The organism is Robbsia betulipollinis (assembly GCF_026624755.1).
GTDB classification, from domain to species: domain Bacteria; phylum Pseudomonadota; class Gammaproteobacteria; order Burkholderiales; family Burkholderiaceae; genus Robbsia; species Robbsia betulipollinis.
Map to the genome: position 1 here is coordinate 1 of NZ_JAPMXC010000005.1, position 18,695 is coordinate 18,695.

General features: G+C 62.0%; 18 protein-coding genes, 2 tRNA genes and 3 pseudogenes. 7 read left to right on the top strand and 16 right to left on the bottom strand.

Translation table 11 applies throughout. The features are described 5' to 3' along the window. Positions 1–236, bottom strand: a pseudogene (locus OVY01_RS23325) (IS30 family transposase); the annotation flags it as partial. Positions 237–303: 67 nt separating this feature from the next. Beyond that, positions 304–549, bottom strand: a pseudogene (locus tag OVY01_RS14730) (transposase); the annotation flags it as partial. Positions 550–614: 65 nt separating this feature from the next. On the opposite strand from OVY01_RS14730, the pseudogene OVY01_RS14735 reads away from it, so the two are divergent. The 6 genes and pseudogenes from OVY01_RS14735 to OVY01_RS14760 all read left to right on the top strand — a co-directional run. Further along, positions 615–1,177 (top strand): annotated as a pseudogene (locus OVY01_RS14735) (IS5 family transposase); the annotation flags it as partial. 315 nt (positions 1,178–1,492) lie between these two features. Next, on the top strand, positions 1,493–2,278 hold the full coding sequence (locus OVY01_RS14740; RefSeq protein ID WP_267848348.1) for a rolling circle replication-associated protein: 786 nt from the start codon (positions 1,493–1,495) through the stop codon (positions 2,276–2,278). Continuing rightward, the gene (locus OVY01_RS14745; RefSeq protein WP_267848349.1) at positions 2,275–2,520 is read left to right on the top strand and encodes a DUF4224 domain-containing protein; all 246 of its coding nucleotides are present in this window, start codon (positions 2,275–2,277) and stop codon (positions 2,518–2,520) included. Before OVY01_RS14740 ends, OVY01_RS14745 begins: the two co-directional genes overlap by 4 nt. Continuing rightward, the gene (locus tag OVY01_RS14750) at positions 2,517–3,626 is read left to right on the top strand and encodes a tyrosine-type recombinase/integrase (RefSeq protein ID WP_267848350.1); all 1,110 of its coding nucleotides are present in this window, start codon (positions 2,517–2,519) and stop codon (positions 3,624–3,626) included. Before OVY01_RS14745 ends, OVY01_RS14750 begins: the two co-directional genes overlap by 4 nt. A gap of 55 nt (positions 3,627–3,681) precedes the next feature. Beyond that, the gene (locus tag OVY01_RS14755; RefSeq protein WP_267848351.1) at positions 3,682–3,951 is read left to right on the top strand and encodes a BrnT family toxin; all 270 of its coding nucleotides are present in this window, start codon (positions 3,682–3,684) and stop codon (positions 3,949–3,951) included. Then, positions 3,914–4,189, top strand: a complete 276-nt coding sequence (locus tag OVY01_RS14760) for a BrnA antitoxin family protein (protein ID WP_267848352.1) — start codon at positions 3,914–3,916, stop codon at positions 4,187–4,189. The genes OVY01_RS14755 and OVY01_RS14760 overlap by 38 nt, the downstream gene beginning before the upstream one ends. Before the next feature lie 28 nt (positions 4,190–4,217). On the opposite strand, the gene OVY01_RS14765 is transcribed toward OVY01_RS14760, so the two are convergent. The 14 genes from OVY01_RS14765 to OVY01_RS14830 form a co-directional block, all read right to left on the bottom strand. After that, complete coding sequence (locus OVY01_RS14765) at positions 4,218–4,475, bottom strand: ribbon-helix-helix domain-containing protein (protein WP_267848353.1); 258 nt, start codon at positions 4,473–4,475, stop codon at positions 4,218–4,220. A gap of 225 nt (positions 4,476–4,700) precedes the next feature. Beyond that, positions 4,701–4,777, bottom strand: a tRNA-Pro gene (locus OVY01_RS14770). Between the two features lie 56 nt (positions 4,778–4,833). Then, positions 4,834–5,298 carry a MerR family transcriptional regulator gene (locus OVY01_RS14775; RefSeq protein WP_267848354.1) on the bottom strand — a complete coding sequence of 155 codons (465 nt, stop codon included), beginning with the start codon at positions 5,296–5,298 and terminating at the stop codon, positions 4,834–4,836. 41 nt (positions 5,299–5,339) lie between these two features. Then, positions 5,340–5,753 (bottom strand): integration host factor subunit alpha, encoded by a 414-nt coding sequence (locus OVY01_RS14780; protein ID WP_267848569.1) that lies wholly within the window; start codon positions 5,751–5,753, stop codon positions 5,340–5,342. Positions 5,754–5,802: 49 nt separating this feature from the next. After that, positions 5,803–8,274: a phenylalanine--tRNA ligase subunit beta gene (gene pheT, locus OVY01_RS14785; protein WP_267848355.1), complete on the bottom strand. Its 2,472-nt coding sequence runs from the start codon at positions 8,272–8,274 to the stop codon at positions 5,803–5,805. A gap of 113 nt (positions 8,275–8,387) precedes the next feature. Continuing rightward, on the bottom strand, positions 8,388–9,401 hold the full coding sequence (pheS, locus tag OVY01_RS14790) for a phenylalanine--tRNA ligase subunit alpha (protein ID WP_267848356.1): 1,014 nt from the start codon (positions 9,399–9,401) through the stop codon (positions 8,388–8,390). A 163-nt stretch (positions 9,402–9,564) separates the two neighbouring features. Next, positions 9,565–9,924, bottom strand: a complete 360-nt coding sequence (gene rplT / locus OVY01_RS14795; protein ID WP_267848357.1) for a 50S ribosomal protein L20 — start codon at positions 9,922–9,924, stop codon at positions 9,565–9,567. Between the two features lie 24 nt (positions 9,925–9,948). Beyond that, positions 9,949–10,146: a 50S ribosomal protein L35 gene (rpmI, locus tag OVY01_RS14800; RefSeq protein ID WP_267848358.1), complete on the bottom strand. Its 198-nt coding sequence runs from the start codon at positions 10,144–10,146 to the stop codon at positions 9,949–9,951. Between the two features lie 188 nt (positions 10,147–10,334). Next, on the bottom strand, positions 10,335–10,877 hold the full coding sequence (gene infC, locus OVY01_RS14805; RefSeq protein ID WP_267848570.1) for a translation initiation factor IF-3: 543 nt from the start codon (positions 10,875–10,877) through the stop codon (positions 10,335–10,337). Between the two features lie 28 nt (positions 10,878–10,905). Further along, positions 10,906–12,813: a threonine--tRNA ligase gene (thrS, locus tag OVY01_RS14810; RefSeq protein ID WP_267848359.1), complete on the bottom strand. Its 1,908-nt coding sequence runs from the start codon at positions 12,811–12,813 to the stop codon at positions 10,906–10,908. Between the two features lie 306 nt (positions 12,814–13,119). After that, a tRNA-Val gene (locus OVY01_RS14815) sits at positions 13,120–13,196 on the bottom strand. A 150-nt stretch (positions 13,197–13,346) separates the two neighbouring features. Beyond that, positions 13,347–15,755: a RelA/SpoT family protein gene (locus OVY01_RS14820; protein ID WP_267848360.1), complete on the bottom strand. Its 2,409-nt coding sequence runs from the start codon at positions 15,753–15,755 to the stop codon at positions 13,347–13,349. Positions 15,756–15,868: 113 nt separating this feature from the next. After that, positions 15,869–16,222: a RidA family protein gene (locus OVY01_RS14825; RefSeq protein ID WP_267848361.1), complete on the bottom strand. Its 354-nt coding sequence runs from the start codon at positions 16,220–16,222 to the stop codon at positions 15,869–15,871. 102 nt (positions 16,223–16,324) lie between these two features. Then, a complete protein-coding gene (locus OVY01_RS14830; protein ID WP_267848362.1) occupies positions 16,325–16,732 on the bottom strand; it encodes an acyl-CoA thioesterase in 408 nt (135 codons plus the stop codon). A gap of 285 nt (positions 16,733–17,017) precedes the next feature. Between OVY01_RS14830 and OVY01_RS14835 the strand changes: the two genes are divergently transcribed. Continuing rightward, on the top strand, positions 17,018–18,688 hold the full coding sequence (locus tag OVY01_RS14835) for an electron transfer flavoprotein-ubiquinone oxidoreductase (protein WP_267848363.1): 1,671 nt from the start codon (positions 17,018–17,020) through the stop codon (positions 18,686–18,688). Positions 18,689–18,695 lie beyond the last annotated feature (7 nt).

The following is an 18,695-nucleotide window of genomic DNA, read 5'->3' on the forward strand; positions in this document are numbered from 1 at the left end:
AGCCCGGCTGAGACGCTGCGCGAGATCTCTTCACGTTCACTCAATGTCAATGCCCACGACGATCGCTTACGCGCAGCAGGGGTATATCCTCCGCATAGCCGGATCACGCCGTAAATTGATCCCGCTGGCTTGCCTAGCGCCCGTCCGATGCCGAGAAACGATTCACCTGCCCGCCACCGCCGCCACACTTCCGCCTTGCCTTCTATCGGCAAACCAGGCCGTCCCATTTGTGCCATTCGTCAACCCTCCCTTATTCGATATTAATAGGAAGGTGTTGCAACGACCCGTTGAACGTGCCGCGGCTTTTTTTAAAATGTCACGCTCCTCGGTTATACGCTTGAGCTCGGTCTTCAGTCGCCGCACCTCGGCACTCTGGTCCAACTCCGCTTGGCGCACGACATCGGGCTTCTCGAACTTTGCTCGCCAAGCATAAAGGCTGTGCGTCGTAATGCCCAATCGCTGTGCTACATCCGCTACCGAATGACCTCGCTCGGTGACTTGTTTGACTGCCTCGATCTTGAACTCATCCGTGTATCGCTTGCCGCTCATACTGACCTCCTCGGTTGCCATAGATTATGGCTCGAAGATGTCTACGAAAGGCTGGCCAGTTCAGGGAACGGTTGCATCAATGCTTGCTGCAGCGTTTGCGCGAGTACGATCAAATCGATTGGAGCCGCTGCAGCATCGACGGTGCCGCAGTGGCAAGCCCCCGGGGGGGCAAAAAACTGGCCCGAACCCGACTGACCGAGGCAAGCTCGGCAGCAAACGCCATCTCGTTGTAGATAGACAGGGCATACCGCTGGCCGTGACCGTCAGCGGCGCGAATATGCATGATTCGATGGTCTTCGAATCGACTCTGAATGTGATGCCTTCGGTACCCGGCTTGCCAGGGCGGCCGGCGTGCCGACCTGTGAAGTTGCATGCTGACAAAGGGTACGACTACCGTAGGTGCCGTGCCTATCTGCACCGACGTGGCATCCAGTCACGCATTGCCAGACGCGGTGTGGAAAGCCGCGAAAAGCTGGGCCGACACGTTGGGTCGTTGAGCGCACGCGCCTGATTTGCAGGAATTGCCAAGCTGCGCATCCGCTTCGAACGCCGGCTGGACACCCACTATTCTCTGCTCAAAATCGCATGCGCCGTGATATGCATCCGGTTCATTGAACGTCAATGCTGAGGTTTTGGGATCCGTTCTTAGGAAGCCGTATGTCAGCAAATGCAGCATTGGTTTTGTGCAGGCTGCGCTAAAGCAATGTAACTTTTCCCAAAAAATCAAGGTCCATTTGATCTAGGATTATTTGGCATATAAAGATATCGCTTCATAAATTATAGTCAATATAGCAGCGATTAGATTTATAACAGGGACACTTAACGTATGCGGCAGGTCAACGGCACCGCAAGTCATTGTAAAAGTTAGGTTTGCGAATGAAAAAGCCCCGAACCGTTGCAGCGGCCGGGGCTTAGTGAAACAGCACCACGAATAGAGGTCGAGATGCTTGAGCAAAGTATATGCAATTTTTCGCCGTTTCGCACCGAGTGGCTGATTCGAGGCCGCAACTTCGGTGATGGCGTGGTCGAAGTCACCGCCGTGCGCTCGGACCGCTACATCGGCGCGCAAGGCATGATGCTGCGCCCCAAAGCCAAGCGCGGCGAATCGGAAAACACGGACGACAACTTGATGGACGCGGCAAGGCGAGCAAAGCAGCAAGTCCGCTTGCGCTGCAAAGCAATTGGAGCAGATCGCATGATCACCCTTACCTATCGCGAGAACATGCAGGACAAGGCCACGCTGAAGCGCCATTTCGACGCTCTACGCCGTCGCCTGGGCAAGCTGCAACTGTTCCACTACGTCGCCGTCGCGGAGCGCCAGAAACGCGGCGCGTGGCACCTGCATATCGCCGTGAAGGGGCGTGAGAACTACCGCGTCCTGCGTGCCATCTGGCACAGCATTGTCGGCCAGGACAACGGCAATGTCGACGTGCGCAACCCGTACCGCGAAAAGGGCCTACGACACAAGCTCGCCGCCTACCTGAGCAAGTACATCACGAAAGACTTCGGCGAACACCAGCTCAACGAGAAGCGCTATTGGACAAGCAAGGGCGTCGAGATACCCGAGCAGCACTCCATCGCCCATATCACGTCGAACAACCCCGGCAAGGCTCTTTTGCTGGCCTTTGATGCGGCTCTCGATGCCGGGGCCAGCCTGGACCGCTGCCAGACGTATTGGAACCAGGAGTTAGGGTGTTTTTGGTTGGCAACAAGGGAGCATGCATCATGAGTGTGAATCCTCGACTGATGAGCGAGCAGGACTTGCGGGACGTGACCGGCTTTAAGGTTTGCAGCGCGCAAATGCGGTGGTTCCAACGACAGTTTGGGCTGTCACCGGTTCAACGCGCCGATGGTCGCATCATTCTCACCTGGGCGACGTTCGAAGCTCTCCAAGCCAAACGCGTCGGCTTGGTACCGGGCGGGTTTGCGGCCGAACGTCCGGCGCTGATACCGCTGAGGAGAAGCGCGTGAGGGGGCGCCGTCGCAAACAGGCAGAAGGACTGCCCAACCGAGTCTACAAACGCTCTAATTCATTCTGGTGGGTGCGCACGACGGATCAAAAATGGATCAAGCTTTCTCGAGAGGCGGAAGGCGAAACTCGGATGCTTGCTCGACTCGCTGAGGAGAAGCGAAAAATCGAAGTCGACGTTAGCACCGGTAGCCTGCCGCGATTGGTTCAGATCTACATGACAGATCATCAGGCTCGCTATGCCGACTCATTCCGAAAGGAATGGATCAGACGTGGCGAGTGCGTGCGGACCGCATTCGCGCACTGGGATATCGAACAGGTGGATGCTGGAGCCATCGACGATTTCCTTCGTCAGAATTGGGGCGAGAAGCTCTCTTCCCTACAAGCGATGCACGGCTGGATGTCGAAATTTTTCTCTTGGGCCGTCGTACGGCGCTATGCAATCGTCAATCCGTGTCGCGAGGTCAGCATTACGAAACCAAAGATCCGACGTGTTTACATCACCGATCATGATTTCATGGCGATTCGCCAAGCATTGGGAATGTACGTCTATACAAAACGGGTAAACGGCGTCGAGAAGTCGATGAATGCAACAGTCCCGACAGGGGCAATGATGCAAGTTTTCGTGGATCTCTGCTATTTGACTTGCCAGCGCTCTACTGAGATTCGTCATCTGCGCTGGAGCCAAGTGGACTACAGGAAAGGCGTTATTCACTTCGTACCGAGCAAAACAGCGTCATCCACCGGGGAAGCGGTTGATTGGCCCATCATTCCATCAATAGCGAGTGTTTTCGATCGAGCTAAATCCATAGGAGTGCATAGCGAGTATGTCATTCACGATCACCATGGACAGCCTAAGACCGACGCCGCGTGCCGCGATGCTTGGCGTGATGGCAAACGTCGCGCAGGACTGGAAGACCGACCCTATACCGTGAAGGACATTCGCGCCAAAGCCATGACTGACGCGAAGCGGCAAGGGTATGACCTGGATGCCTTGCAGATTGCGGGGGCGCACGCGGACCGTGCAACGACTGCGGGGTATATCAAATCACGCGATATCCCAGTCTCGACGGTAAAACTTGATCTGCCCTCCACGTCTAACGCATGACCTTGGTGGCAGATCGAAAACTTGCACCCTTCTGTTTTCGTATATACAATAACCTATGAAACTGACGTACGATGAGCCGAAACGCGCTGCAACCCTGGCGAGCCGTGGCTTGGATTTCTTGGATGCGCCCCTGGTGTTCGAAGGCTGTACGGTTGAGATCGTTGACGACCGTTGGGACTACGGCGAGACGCGCATCCTCTGCTTTGGTCACTTACGTGATCGACTTGTGGTTGTCGGTTATGTCCAACGCGGTGCGGTACGCCATATTTTCAGCATGAGGAAAGCAAATGAACGCGAACAAAGAGCCCTTGCAGGAAAGTTTTAACTCCGACCTTGCGCGTGTCGATGCGCATGTTATCGCGGAGACGGAATATGGCGAACTGCCCGAATTGACAGAGGATATGCTCGCCCGCGCCACTTTGAAAAAAGGAGGCAGACCCCGGCTGGAAAATCCTAAGAAATCGATTTCTCTTCGGCTATCGGCGGATGTATTGGAAAAGTGGCGCGCGACGGGGCCGGGTTGGCAAACCAGAATGGCGCAACGACTTGGTGAAATATCGTAGGTCAATCCAGCAGTACGGCATTCATTCGCTACCGTTTGTTCGCGGCCGGCTCTTCTGAGCTGCGCGCCCAATCCAGCGCCTCACCGATCAGTGCATTTGTCTCCGCCTCGTCCAACCCTGACATCGCCTCCTTCGCTTGGGAGGCGGTCAATTCAAAGATCCGCGCGCGAGTCGCTTCTTCGACGAAGCGCGAGAGGTCGGCGCTCTCCCCTTCCCCTCGATCTGCGAGGAACGTCCGAACCATTGTGTCGATATCCGACGAGACAGAGATGTTCCAACGTGCCATGTCGACGTCTTTTCTCAGTGAGGTGCTGATGCAGCTTTACACTCACGAGAGACCGAATGCTAGGTCGCTCCCGGCTGGAAAGTAGCGGGGCGAAAGGGTCTTCGAATGGGGGCATCAGGACGGCCCGGATCGCCAATATTGGAGAACTTCCAATAACTCTTCCGAAAGCGCTACCTCAGAAACGGAAAAAGCCAACATAACCATATGATTATGTTGGCTTAAATCTGGTCGGGGCGAGAGGATTTGAACCTCCGACCACCTGCACCCCATGCAGGTACGCTACCAGGCTGCGCTACGCCCCGAAAGAACGAAAGTATATCAGAACGACAGCGATGTAGACAAGGCCATCGCGCCCTATTCACGCATGTTGATCGTCGCCTTGCCGCAGCGGTTTCGCATACTCTTCCCGCGAGCCGGCATCCGCCTCCGTGTGCTCCCCCGCGCCCAGTCCCATCAACACCTCGACGATCTCGCTCCGCAGCGCGGCCAGGTCGACGGCTTCCCGGCCTTCAGCCTCCCCATCCACCCCTGCCGCCTCGTTCGCAGCATGCGCCGCGCCTTGCCCTGCGAGTTTGTTGCGCGCACCGTTGATCGTGAAGCCCTGCTCGTAGAGCAGATCGCGGATACGTCGTATCAGCAGTACTTCGTGGTGCTGATAATACCGGCGATTGCCGCGTCGCTTGACGGGCTTCAACTGCGTGAACTCCTGCTCCCAATACCGCAGGACATGCGGTTTGACGCCGCACAACTCGCTGACTTCGCCGATCGTGAAGTAGCGTTTCGCGGGAATGGGAGGCAAGGCAGAGGGTGCGGCTTTTTCCATCTTCACTCGATCGCGATGTCAGGGTTCACGCCACACTCGCCTCAACGAAAAAACGATGTCTTCGTCGCGCCGCCCTCGACGAGCCCCTTGAGTTTCTGGCTCGCATGAAAGGTCACCACGCGGCGCGCGGCAATGGGGATCGCTTCGCCCGTCTTGGGATTGCGCCCCGGACGCTGTGGTTTGTCCCGCAACTGGAAGTTGCCGAAACCGGAAAGCTTGACGCACTCTCCGCTTTCAAGCGCGCCGCGCAGGACGTCGAAAAACGCTTCGACCATGTCCTTCGCTTCGCGCTTGTTAAGTCCGACATTGTCGAACAGAAGCTCGGCCAGTTCGGCTTTTGTCAGCGTCGGCGTTTCCGTCGATGCCGGCACGGCGGCGGCGGCCGGCTCGCGCGTCAGCGAACTTCGCTGCGCCGAGACCAAGGCCTGAAATTCACTCGAATCCATTTCGTTCATATTGGGAAACTGGCGTCGGTTGGCTTGCTGGACTGTGGTCTCGCCATCATCAGCGGAGCCGGGCGCCATACGATCGAGCCAGACGATCAACAAGGGTTTGGACAGCCAATTCGACCGCGTTTTCCTGAAGCGTCCCGCCAGTATCTTGCAAGCTTATTCTGAAAGCAAGGCTTTTCTCGGTGGCCGCCAGGCCCCCGCTACGCTCGCCATCAGGACGAAATTCATCAAATAAAGCAATACGTTGCACGATTTGGCAAGCGGCTTCGCGACGCGTTTCCTCCAGTGTGTCGAGCAGCGATTGCGCATCGACATCGCGTGCGACCACGACCGCGATGTCACGGCGAACGGGCGGAAACTTGGACACGGCGAACGGTTCGGGGAGGCCTCTTTCGGCAAGCGCGTCGGCGTCCACTTCGAACAGAACGGGCGCGCGCGGCAGTTCGTACTTCTGCTGCCAGCGCGGATGCAATTCACCCAGCCAGCCCACGACCTTGCCGTCGAGCTCGATGCGCGCGCTGCGTCCCGGGTGAAACGCGGCATGCGCGGCACCGATGAAACGGGCCACGCGCGGTGCGAACAGCGCTTCGAGGTCGCCCTTCACGTCGAAATAGTCGACCGCGCGCGTGGTCTCGGCCCACTGCTCGTCGGCGACGGTGCCGTAGGCGAGCGCGGCGAGCCGCACGGGCTGGGCGATGCCGGCGATGGTCATCTCGCTGGCCGGAACGGTGGCATCCCGGACGAAGACGCGCCCCACTTCGAAGATGCGAACGCGTTCGGCGCGCCGGTTCAGGTTGTTGCGCAGCACGTCGACCAGACTGCCGATCAGGCTGCTGCGCATCACGGACAACTGGCTGGCGATCGGGTTCAACAGTTTGATCGGCGCGGGCGCCATGGCGCCGTCGGTTTGGCCGAAGTCGGCTTCCCAGGCAGCGTCGACGAAACCGAAATTGATGGTTTCGGCGTAATCGCGCGCGGCGATGCGGTGACGGATGTCGTGGATCGAACGCCGCGTCTCGTCGGTGCCGCGCATGCGGCTGGGCGCCACCGGCGGGCGTGCGGGAATCTTCTCGAAACCGTAGATGCGGGCGACTTCCTCGATCAGATCCTCTTCGATTTCGATATCGAAGCGATACGAGGGCGCGGTGACCAGGAAGACGTCGTCCTGCTGCTCGAACGGCAGACCGAGCCGCGTGAAGACGTCGGCGACATCGGCCGCGGCGATCGGCACGCCGATGACGCGGGAGGCGCGCGAGACGCGCATGCGCACCGGCTCGCGGACCGGCAGGTTGACGATCTGGTCGTCGATCGCGCCCGCTTCGCCGCCGCAGATGTCGATGAGCAGACGGGTGATGCGTTCCAGATGCTCGACGGTGGTCGCATAGTCGACGCCGCGCTCGAACCGGTGCGCGGCATCGGTGGAGAAGTTGTAGCGGCGCGCGCGGCCGCGAACGCTGTCCGGCCACCAGAATGCGGCTTCGACGTACACGTTGGTGGTGTCGAGGCTGACCGCGGTGCTCGCGCCGCCCATGATGCCGGCCAGGCTTTCGATCCCGGTCGCGTCGGCGATCACGCCGACCTGTGCGTCGATGTCGATCGTGGTGCCGTTGAGAAGCGTGAGCTGCTCGCCGGCACGGCCCCAGCGCACGTCGATGCCGCCGTGGAGCTTGTCGAGATCGAAGACGTGCGTGGGCCGTCCGAGTTCGAGCATCACATAGTTGGAGATGTCGACCAGCGCCGAGAGGCTGCGCTGACCCGAGCGTTCGAGACGGCGCACCATCCAGTCGGGCGTTTTCGCGCGTGCGTTCACGCCGCGGATCACGCGCCCGGAAAAACGGCCGCACAGATCCGGGGCGCTGATCGCGACGGGCACGTGCGCGCCGCCCTGCGTGGCGTCGACTCCGGCGGGGAGCGACACGGGTACGGGCGTGAAGACGACCGGCTGCAACGGTGCGCCGGTGATCGCCGCCAGTTCGCGGGCGATCCCATAGACCGACAAACAGTCGGCCTTGTTCGGCGTGAGCTTGACCTCGAAGATTCGATCGTCGAGGTCGAGCAGTTCACGGATATCGGTGCCCACGGGCGCATCGTCGCCCAGGATCAGCAGGCCACCATGGTCCTCCGACAGCTTGAGTTCGCGCGCCGAGCACAGCATGCCGGCGCTTTCCACGCCGCGCAGCTTGCCGAGCTTGATGCGAAACGGCTCGCCGCCGGGTTCGGACGGCTGCAACTCCGCGCCGACGAGGGCGGTCGGCACCTTGATGCCGGGCGCGACGTTCGGGGCGCCGCAGACGATCGTCAGCGGTGCGGCCGCGCCGACGTCTACCTGGCAGACGTTCAGGCGGTCGGCGTTCGGGTGCTTGGCGACGTCGAGGACATGGCCGACGACGATCTGCGTGAACGCCGGCGCGGCCGGCACGACGCCTTCGACTTCGATGCCCGCCATGGTCAACGCATGCGCGAGCGCATCGCTCGACAGCGGCGGATTCACAAAGCTTCTCAGCCAGGATTCGGAGAATTGCATCTTGAATTCTTTAAAATGACGGACCGCTCGGAAGCGGCCTGGGCCGCGGTGCGCCTCGAGGCGCCTCGACGCGCTTCAGGGCGCACCGCGCGGCGACAGATTCGGAAGGACGATCAGGCGAACTGCTTCAGGAAGCGCAGGTCGTTCTCGAAGAACGGGCGCAGGTCCTGTACGCCGTAACGCAGCATCGTCAGACGCTCCAGGCCGCTGCCGAACGCGAAACCGATGAAACGCTCGGGGTCGAGCCCCATGTTGCGGATCACCGTCGGGTGGACCTGACCCGCGCCGGAAATTTCCAGCCATTTGCCGGCGTTCGCGCCACCTTCGAACATCATGTCGATTTCGGCGGACGGCTCGGTGAACGGGAAGTACGACGGCCGGAACCGCACGACGATGTCGTCGCGTTCGAAGAACTGGTGCAGAAAGTCGGTGTACACGCCTTTCAAATCGGCGAAGCTGACGTTCTCGTCGATCCACAGGCCTTCGACCTGATTGAACATCGGCGAGTGCGTCGCATCGCTGTCGACACGGTAGGTACGGCCCGGCACGATCACCTTGACCGGCGGCTGGTGCGTGCGCGCATAGCGCACCTGCATCGGGCTGGTATGCGTGCGCAGCAACAGCGGGCGCCCCTCGCCGTCGTCGATGTCGACGTAGAAGGTGTCCTGCATCGATCGCGCGGGATGGTTTTCCGGGCTGTTCAGCGCGGAGAAGTTGAACCAGTCGTTCTCGATCTCGGGGCCATCGGCCACATCGAAACCGATCGACGCGAAGATGCGTTCGACGCGCTCGCGCGTCTGCATCACCGGGTGCAGGGTGCCGGTGGACGCGCGGCGCCCCGGCAGCGTGACGTCGATCGCTTCAGCGGCGAGCCGCTGGTTCATCAAGACGTCCGCCAGCGCCTGGCGACGGGCGTTCAGGCCGGTTTCGATGGCCTGTTTCACCGCATTGATCCGGGCCCCTTCGCTCTTGCGGGTTTCCGGATCGAGCTTGCCCAGGCCCTTCAACAGTTCGGTCAGCCTGCCGGCCTTACCAAGATACTTGGCCTTTTCGTTTTCAAGCGCTACCGCATCGGTGCAGGCCGCGAAGCCGTCGAGTGCGACCGCGACAATCTGGTCCAGGTCCATGGGGTTCCATTCTGATCATCCGCCGGGCGGATGTGCCAACGAAAAAGGGGCTCAGTCGAGCCCCTCACTGCTGCCATCTTCATGCATGCAGATGGCAAAATCGCGATCCTGCATCACCGGCGGCAAGCGTTGAGCATCCGCTCCGCCCGCCACCGGTCACGACTTACGCTGCGTGGACTTCCTTCACCCGCGCCACGATTGCCGCGAATGCCGGCTTGTCGAAGATCGCCATGTCGGACAGGACCTTGCGGTCCAGCTCGATCTGCGCCTTCTTCAGGCCGTTCATGAACACGCTGTACGTCACGCCGTGCTCGCGCGAAGCGGCATTGATACGGGCGATCCACAATGCGCGGAACACCCGCTTCTTGTTGCGGCGATCGCGATAGGCGTACTGGCCTGCGCGCATGACCGCCTGCTTGGCGATGCGATAGACGTTATTGCGGCGGCCGCGGAAACCCTTGGCCTTGACAATGATCTTCTTGTGACGGGCCCGTGCTGTGACCCCGCGTTTTACTCTAGGCATGGAATGCTCCGGAAGTAGGTGGGGTTAAGCGAACGGCAGCATCGCGCGCACGGAACTCATGTCCGATGCGTGAATGCCCACGGTACCGCGAAGTTGACGCTTGTTCTTCGTCGTCTTCTTGGTCAGGATGTGGCGCTTGAAGGCTTGACCGCGTTTCACGGTACCGCCCGGACGCACGACAAAGCGCTTCGACGCGCTTTTCTTCGTCTTCATCTTCGGCATGACAACTACTCCGACTTCATGGCATGACCCCAGGTGTCCGGCTCTCGCCGTCCTTGCAAAACCCGTGATCACTTATTTTCGCGAAGGCGCGGATGACACCATCCCCGCCTTCGCACCCTGCTCCCCCGCGGACGCCGGATGCGCGAGGCGAACCCCTGCATCCCGTTGACCTGCGCCTGAGCGGCGGTTTACTTCTTTTTCTTCGGCCCCAGCACCATCACCATCTGGCGGCCTTCCATCTTCGGCATCTGCTCGACCTGACCGTATTCGTCCAGATCGGTCTTGAGGCGTTCAAGCACCCGCATTCCGATTTCCTGGTGGGCCATTTCACGGCCGCGGAACCGCAGCGTGATCTTGGCCTTGTCACCTTCGTCGAGAAAGCGTTGGAGGTTGCGCAGCTTGACGCCATAGTCGCCGTCGTCCGTACCGGGCCGGAACTTGACTTCCTTGACCTGGACGATCTTCTGTTTCAACTTGGCTTCGTGCGCCTTCTTCGATTCCTGGTACTTGAATTTGCCGTAATCCATCAAACGGCAGACCGGCGGTGCGGCGTGCGGCGCGATCTCTACGAGATCGACGTCCGACTGCTCCGCCATGCGAAACGCATCCTGCAGTTTCGCGATACCCAGGGCTTCGCCTTCAAGCCCGACCAGGCGCACCTCGGGTGCGGTAATTTCACCGTTGATGCGATGCGACGATTTGTCCGTAGCGATGTTAGGTTTCCCCTTAATTCATTGATTTTCCGACGTATTCGGGCGGTTACCGGTAGGTGCGGATCTCGTTCTGGAGACGCTCCACCAGTGCGTCGACGGGCATCGAGCCCAGGTCGACGTTGCCGCGTTCGCGAACGGCGACGGTCTGCGAGTCACGCTCCTTTTCCCCAACGACGATGAGGTAAGGAATCTTCTGCAACGTGTGTTCTCGTATTTTATAACTTATCTTCTCATTGCGCAAATCGGACTCGACCCTAAGCCCTTGTTTTTGCAACGTTTGGACAACACTCTGCGCATAGTCCGCCTGCGCGGCGGTGATATTGAGCACCACCACCTGCACCGGCGCCAGCCAGGCGGGCATCGCGCCGGCGTGATTCTCGATCAACATGCCGATGAAACGCTCGAGCGAACCCAGTATCGCACGATGCAGCATGACGGGCCGGGCACGTGCGTTGTCCTCGCCGACGTACTCGGCGTCCAGCCGCTCGGGCAGCACGAAATCGAGCTGCAACGTGCCGCACTGCCAGGACCGGCCGATCGCGTCCTTCAAATGATATTCGATCTTCGGACCATAGAAGGCGCCCTCGCCCGGCAGTTCCTCCCATTCCAGCCCGCACGCGGTCAGCGCGTCGCGCAGCCCCTGCTCGGCCCGGTCCCAGTTCGCGTCTTCGCCGGCGCGCTTCTCCGGGCGCAGCGACAGCTTGATCGCGATGTCATTGAAGCCGAAATCCTTGTACATGCTCATCGCCAGCGTGTTGAAGGCGATCGCTTCCGCGATGAACTGGTCGTCGGTACAGAAAATGTGTGCATCGTCCTGCACGAAACCGCGCACCCGCATCAGGCCATGCAGCGCGCCGGACGGTTCGTTGCGATGGCACGAGCCGAATTCGGCGTAGCGCAGCGGCAGATCGCGATACGACCGCAGGCCCTGGTTGAATACCTGGATATGCCCGGGGCAATTCATCGGCTTGATCGCGTATTCGCGCTTCTCCGACTCCGTGATGAACATGTTCTCGCGATAGTTCGCCCAGTGCCCGGAGCGCTCCCACAGGGACTTGTCCATCACCATCGGCGTCTTGATCTCGCTGTATCCCACCTGCGAGAGGCGCGCGCGCACGTACTGCTCGACCGCCTGCCAGATGGCCCAGCCCTTCGGGTGCCAGAACACCATGCCCGGCGCCTCTTCCTGCAGATGGAACAGGTCGAGCTGCTTGCCCAGCTTGCGATGATCGCGCTTTTCCGCTTCCTCGAGCATGTGCAGGTAGGCTTCCTGGTCCTCCTTGCGCGTCCAGGCGGTGCCGTAGATGCGCTGCAGCTGCTCGTTGCGGGAATCGCCGCGCCAGTAGGCGCCCGCCACCTTCATCAGCTTGAAGACCTTCAGCCTGCCCGTGCTCGGCACGTGCGGGCCGCGGCACAGATCGGTGAAGCCGCCGTGCGTGTAAAGCTTGATCGGTTCGTCGGACGGAATCGCGGCGATCAGCTCGGCCTTGTACTTCTCGCCGATACCCGCGAAAAATGCCACCGCTTCGTCGCGCGACACCACGCGGCGCGATACCGGCTCGTCCTTCCTGGCGATTTCCTGCATGCGTTTCTCGATGCGCGCGAGGTCGTCCGGCGTGAAGGGCCGATGGTAGGCGAAGTCGTAGTAGAAGCCGTTGTCGATGACCGGTCCGATCGTCACCTGCGCTTCGGGGAACAGATCCTTGACCGCATGCGCCAGCAGATGTGCCGTGGAGTGCCGTACCAGGTCCACGCCCGCCGCATCCTTGTCGGTGATGATCGCCAGCGAGGCGTCGTGCTCGATCAGGGTGGAGGTATCCACTTCCACGCCGTCGATCTTGCCGCCCAGCGCCGCCTTGGCGAGACCGGGGCCGATCGACGCCGCCACTTCCGCGACCGTGACCGGGTGGTCGAACTGTCGTACCGAACCATCTGGCAACCGTACCGAAATCATGCTGCTCTCCAACCGCCGCTATCGGCGTTGATCAAGACGGACACGCGACGCGCATCCAAAATACGGAATCCGTCCTGCCGCGCCGCATGCATCGCATGAGAACGCGGGCGACAGAACGAAAAGCAAAAAGACAAAAAAAAATGCGACCCCTTCGAGGGCCGCATTTATTTTCGCAACAAGCCAAACGAAAACCCGAACCGGTCCCGACTAGGAAGCCTTAGTGGTACCGGTCAAAGTTCGCAGGAACATCTCGTTTCCCCGTTTGCCTGTCGCAACAACTACTGATTACTGCACGTACTTATTCGTTGGTAGGCTCGATTGGATTCGAACCAACGACCCCCACCATGTCAAGGTGGTGCTCTAACCAACTGAGCTACGAGCCTAAAGAAGCAATGATTATATACCGATAATCAGAAAGCGCAAGGTTTTTTACGGTGAAACCCGGATCAGCCGCGCCGCACAGCGCGTACCGCTTCGGATGGCACCGGCGGCGCATCGTCACGCCCCCTGCCTTTCTCCCGTCGTCCGCTTCACTACCGACGCGAGGCACGTATCATACCCTGAATTTCGCTCAATACAACCACCGCACGCTGTGCCTGCGCCGAATTTTTCACTTCGATCGTGAAATGCATATAGGCGAGGTTGCGTTTCGATACCGTCTGCACCCCCACCACATTGATTTTCTCCCGCGCGAAAATATCGGAGATGTCGCGCAGCAGTCCCTGGCGGTCGAAGGCTTCGATCATCAGGTCGACCGGATACACCGTGTCGCCCCGCTGACCGAGCGCATCGTCCGACCAGGCCGTCTCGAGCACGCGCTCGGGCGATTCGCTGGCCATCCGGCGGAAGGTCGCGCAGTCGCGCCGATGGATCGACACGCCCTTGCCGCGCGTGACGAAGCCGGCGACCGGATCGGGCGGCGCCGGGCGGCAGCAGCGCGCGAGCTGCGTCAGCAAGGCACCCTCGCCCGCCACCAGCACGCCACTCGACGCCCCGCTGGCGACGCTGCGCCCGCTGCTGGACCTGGCCACGATCTCGGGCAGGGCATCGGCCGGCGGCGGCGGGTCCGCCAATACCTGCTCGATGGCGCGCAGGCTGAACTCTTCCTTGCCCACCACGAGGAACAGCGCTTCCGGCGTCTTGAAGCCGAGCTTGGCGGCGAGATCGTCGAGACTGACGGAGGTCTTGCCTTCGCGCTGCAGGGTCTTTTCGACCATCGCCCGGCCGTTCGAGACGCTTTCCTGCAATTCCAGCGCATTGAACCAGGTGCGCACCTTCTGCCGCCCGCGCGGGCTCTGCAGATATCCCAGATTCGGATTCAGCCAGTCGCGCGAGGGCCCGCCCTGCTTGACGGCGATGATGTCGACGGTCTGCCCGTTGCGCAGCGGCGTGTTCAGCGGCACCATCGCGCCGTCGACGCGGGCTCCGCGGCAGCGGTGGCCCAGATCGGTATGCAGGTGATAGGCGAAATCGATCGCGGTGGAACCCTGCGGCAGCGCAATGACGCGCGCCTGGGGCGTCAGCACGTAGATGTGGTCGTCGAGCGCGGTTTGCTTGAGCTGGTCCCACGCGCTGTGACTGCCCCCGCCGGCGTCGAGCGGATGGGTGCCATTCGCCGGCACCCATCCGGGCGTCCCCGGCGCTCCCGGCGATGCACTCGCCAATTCATCCTTCCACGCGAGCAGTTGTCGTAGCCAGGCGATCTTTTCGTCGTAGCTGTCGTCGGCCGCGAACTGCCCCGCATAACCGCGGGCGCCGGCTTCCTTGTAGCGCCAGTGCGCGGCGACGCCGTATTCGGCGAACTCGTGCATTTCGCGCGTACGGATCTGCACCTCGAACGCGCGCCCGTCGTCGCCGATGACCACGGTGTGCAGCGATTTATAGCCGTTCGGCTTGGGCCGCGAAATATAGTCGTCGAATTCCCGGGGAATCGGCTGCCAGATGTTATGGACGATACCGAGCACGGTATAGCAGTCCTTGACGTCGCCGACGATGACGCGAAACGCCCGCACATCGTAGAGTTCGGAGAAATCGAGGTCCTTGCCGCGCATCTTGCGCCAGATGCTGTAGATATGCTTTGGCCGGCCGCTGACCTCCGCCGGAATGTCCGCCGCGGCCAGTTCGTTCTGCAGGCGCGCGATCGCCGCGGCGACATAGGCCTCGCGCTCGACGCGTTTCTCGTCGAGCAGCCGCGCGATGCGTCGATAGGTGTCCGGGTCCTCGAAGCGGAACGCGAGGTCCTCCAGTTCCCACTTCAATTGCCAGATGCCCAGACGGTTCGCGAGCGGGGCGTAGATTTCCAGCGTCTCGCGCGCCACCTCGGCGGCGGGCGAGGTCTTGACCGATGCGTGATAGCGCAGCGTCTGCAGCCGCGAGGCGAAGCGCACCAGCACGACGCGGATGTCCTGCGCGAAGGCGAGCAGCAATTTGCGCAGCGATTCGACATGCGCGCGGCGCAGCGCGCTCGCGTCGCGATCGCCCGCGGCATGGGCGTCCGCGGCACGCACGCCGACCACGCCCAGTTGCGAGAGCTTGCGCACGTCGGCGATCAGCTTGTTGACTTCGGCCCCATAACGCTCGCCGACGACGCGCTCGATCTCCGCCGGCTGCGCGCTCACCGGGAACAGGACCGCGGCGAGCATCGAGGGCGGATCCGCGTCGAGCGCGCCGAGCAGCCGCGCGGTCCCCAGCGCATGTTCGACGACCGATTCGCCCGATTTCATCCTCGCGTCGCCAGCCGCCGCGTGCACGAAGGCGACCGCGGCGTCGAAGACCTGGCTGCCGGCCGCGCCCGGCACGGCCTGGCCGGCACCGTCGGCGGCGACGGGGCTCGCGCCCGGGAAACCGGACGTCGCCGCGGACGGCAGGCGCGCTGGCGCGGACGGCGTCACGGCGGGGCCGGACGCATCGCGCGGCGACGGGGATTCAGTACCAGTGTCCATGACTTCAATGTCTTTCAACGTTCCGGGACGCGCGCCTCGGCAGGGCCCCGGACGGCACTTCTCACGATCTTGATCCGCCGCTGCGGCAGCCCGGCGGACCGGCGATCAAACGCTCAGTCGCGCTGCGCCGCCACGACGACGACTTCGACCAGACAGGCCGGATTGGCCAGTTTCGCCTCGACCGTGGCGCGCGGCGGCGTATGCCCCGCGGCCGCCCATCGGTCCCAGGCGCGATTCAGCGCATCGAAATTCGCCATGTCCGACAGGAAGATCTGCACCGACAGCAGACGCGTCTTGTCGCTGTTGGCCTCGGCAAGCAGACGGTCGATATGGCCGAGCACTTCCGTGGCCTGCGCTTCGGTATCGGCCGACGTGTCCTCGGCGATCTGGCCGGCGAGATAGACGGTCCGGTTGAAAATGGCGGCCTCGGACAGGCGCGCCCCGATATGATGACGGACGATCGACATGCGGTTTTTCCGTAAGTGACAATAGAACGGGCTATTTTAAGCGACCCGCGCGCGGACATCGTCGATCAATGGAAAAAACCTTGTTGTCCGACAGGCCATCGTTCAGGAGCGCGGCAGCAACGCGCGCAGGACGTCCGGCAGACTGACGGACTTGCCCGCCGCATAGTCGACCCAGACGATACGTGCGCCGCCGTCGGCGTAGACCACGTCGGGGTCGTCGCTGCGGCGCAGTTCATAGAGCGTATCGATGCTGCTGCGTCCCGGCGCCTTCGCCGACATCACGCACAGTACCTGCCCCGGATAGTGCAGCTGCTTGCGGAAATTCATGCTGGCGGTCACGATCACCGGGCCCTGCCCGGCGCGCATCGGCACGGCGGACGCTTCCAGCCAGTCGATCCGCAACTGTTCGACATAGCGAAAATACACGGTGTTGTTCACATGGCCGAACGCGTCCATGTCCCCCCACCGTATCGGCATCGTGCTGCGAAACACTTCCTGGTATTCGTTCATTCAACGGTTCCTCGGCAAGGGGCCGCCACGCTGGCCCGCGCCGCCCACGTGCCCACGCCGCGGCGGCTTCCACATTAAAGTAACATGCCCGATACGACACGCGAAAAGACCCGCGAAAAGACCCGCACGCGGCCCCGGCATGCCCTGCCGCGGCAGTCACGGCGGCATGGGCGCGGCATAGGCGCGGTGTGCGCGTGTCCCATGAATGTCGATTGACCGGTTGCGACCATGTTGACGTTCCCCGACAATGGCGCCCACAGATAGAACGAGAACGGAGAATACCGGATGACGTCCCCCAGCCTGCTCGAACAATATGGCCCGCGCGAAGCGATGGAATACGATGTGGTCGTCGTCGGTGGCGGCCCCGCCGGTCTGTCGGCCGCGATCCGTCTGAAGCAGCTGGCGAACGCCAAGGGGGTCGAACTGAGCGTGTGCGTGCTCGAGAAAGGCTCGGAGATCGGCGCCCACATCCTCTCCGGCGCGGTCATGGATCCCCGCGCGCTCGACGAACTGATCCCGGACTGGAAAGCGCTCGGCGCGCCGCTCGACACGCCGGTCACCGAGGACCGATTCCTGTTCCTGACCGAGCAGGGCCAGCGGCAGACGCCCGAATGGCTGCTGCCGGCAAGCTTCAAAAATCACGGCAATTATGTAATCAGCCTGGGCAATGTCGCGCGCTGGCTCGGACAGCAGGCCGAGGGACTGGGCGTCGACATCTTCCCGGGGTTCGCGGCAACCGAGGTCCTGTACCGCGACGACGGTTCGGTGGGCGGCGTGGCGACGGGCAACCTGGGTATCGGCAAGGACGGCGCGCCCACCGGCGAGTTCCAGCTGGGCATGGCGCTGCAGGCCCGCTACACCCTTTTCGCCGAAGGCGCGCGCGGCCAGCTCGGCCGGCAGCTGGAAGCGCGTTTTCGTCTGCGCGACGGCCACGATCCGCAGGTCTACGGTCTGGGCATCAAGGAACTATGGGAAATCGATCCGGCGAAGCATCAGCCCGGCCTCGTGATCCATACCGCCGGCTGGCCGCTCGACAACATTACCTATGGCGGCTCCTTCCTGTACCACATGAGCGAGCGCCAGGTGGCGGTCGGCTTCGTGCTGGGTCTGGGCTACAGCAACCCCTATCTCTCGCCGTTCGAGGAATTCCAGCGCTACAAGACGCATCCGGCGATCCGGCATTTCCTGGAAGGCGGCAAGCGGGTTTCGTACGGCGCGCGCGCGATCGCCGCAGGCGGGCTGGTATCGTTGCCGGAACTGGTATTCCCGGGCGGCGCGCTGATCGGCTGCGAGGCGGGCTTTCTCAATGCCTCGCGCATCAAGGGCAGTCACGGCGCGATCAAGACCGGCGCGCTCGCCGCCGAAGCGGCGTTCGAGGCATTGCAGGCGGGCCGCGGCCACGACAAGCTCGATGCCTATCCGCACGCCTTCAAGGCCTCCTGGCTGCACGAGGAACTGCACCGGGCGCGCAACTTCAAGCAGTGGATGAGCAAGGGTCTGGTGATCGGCTCGCCGATGGTGTGGATCGAGCAGAAGCTCGGCGGCAAGGTGCCCTGGACGCTGCACCACGCGCACGCGGACCACGAGACGCTGCGCCCGGCATCGCAGTACGCACCGATCGCGTATCCCAAGCCGGACGGCAAGCTCACGTTCGACCGCCTGTCGTCCGTGTTTCTGTCGAATACGAACCATGCCGAGAACCAGCCGCCGCATCTCACGCTGAAGGACCCGGCGGTGCCGGTGAACGTGAACCTGCGCGAGTACGCGGGGCCCGAGGGCCGGTACTGCCCGGCGGCGGTGTACGAATTCGTCAAGGACGACGCCGGCCAGGACCGGCTGCAGATCAATGCGCAGAATTGCGTGCACTGCAAGACCTGCGACATCAAGGACCCGACCCAGAACATCGTCTGGGTCGCCCCGGAAGGCGGGGGCGGGCCGAACTATCCGAATATGTGAGGCACGG

Excerpts from the sequence above, each read along its gene's own strand:
- OVY01_RS14825 (WP_267848361.1), bottom strand. The coding sequence starts at position 16,222 with ATGTCGATCGTCCGTCATCATATCGGGGCGCGCCTGTCCGAGGCCGCC.
- OVY01_RS14760 (WP_267848352.1), top strand. The coding sequence starts at position 3,914 with ATGAACGCGAACAAAGAGCCCTTGCAGGAAAGTTTTAACTCCGACCTT.
- rpmI (WP_267848358.1), bottom strand. The coding sequence starts at position 10,146 with ATGCCGAAGATGAAGACGAAGAAAAGCGCGTCGAAGCGCTTTGTCGTG.
- OVY01_RS14745 (WP_267848349.1), top strand. The coding sequence starts at position 2,275 with ATGAGTGTGAATCCTCGACTGATGAGCGAGCAGGACTTGCGGGACGTG.
- pheT (WP_267848355.1), bottom strand. The coding sequence starts at position 8,274 with ATGCAATTCTCCGAATCCTGGCTGAGAAGCTTTGTGAATCCGCCGCTG.
- OVY01_RS14835 (WP_267848363.1), top strand. The coding sequence starts at position 17,018 with ATGACGTCCCCCAGCCTGCTCGAACAATATGGCCCGCGCGAAGCGATG.
- OVY01_RS14775 (WP_267848354.1), bottom strand. The coding sequence starts at position 5,298 with ATGGAAAAAGCCGCACCCTCTGCCTTGCCTCCCATTCCCGCGAAACGC.
- thrS (WP_267848359.1), bottom strand. The coding sequence starts at position 12,813 with ATGATTTCGGTACGGTTGCCAGATGGTTCGGTACGACAGTTCGACCAC.
- OVY01_RS14830 (WP_267848362.1), bottom strand. The coding sequence starts at position 16,732 with ATGAACGAATACCAGGAAGTGTTTCGCAGCACGATGCCGATACGGTGG.
- OVY01_RS14755 (WP_267848351.1), top strand. The coding sequence starts at position 3,682 with ATGAAACTGACGTACGATGAGCCGAAACGCGCTGCAACCCTGGCGAGC.
- OVY01_RS14740 (WP_267848348.1), top strand. The coding sequence starts at position 1,493 with ATGCTTGAGCAAAGTATATGCAATTTTTCGCCGTTTCGCACCGAGTGG.
- OVY01_RS14780 (WP_267848569.1), bottom strand. The coding sequence starts at position 5,753 with ATGAACGAAATGGATTCGAGTGAATTTCAGGCCTTGGTCTCGGCGCAG.
- OVY01_RS14765 (WP_267848353.1), bottom strand. The coding sequence starts at position 4,475 with ATGGCACGTTGGAACATCTCTGTCTCGTCGGATATCGACACAATGGTT.
- rplT (WP_267848357.1), bottom strand. The coding sequence starts at position 9,924 with ATGCCTAGAGTAAAACGCGGGGTCACAGCACGGGCCCGTCACAAGAAG.
- OVY01_RS14820 (WP_267848360.1), bottom strand. The coding sequence starts at position 15,755 with ATGGACACTGGTACTGAATCCCCGTCGCCGCGCGATGCGTCCGGCCCC.
- pheS (WP_267848356.1), bottom strand. The coding sequence starts at position 9,401 with ATGGACCTGGACCAGATTGTCGCGGTCGCACTCGACGGCTTCGCGGCC.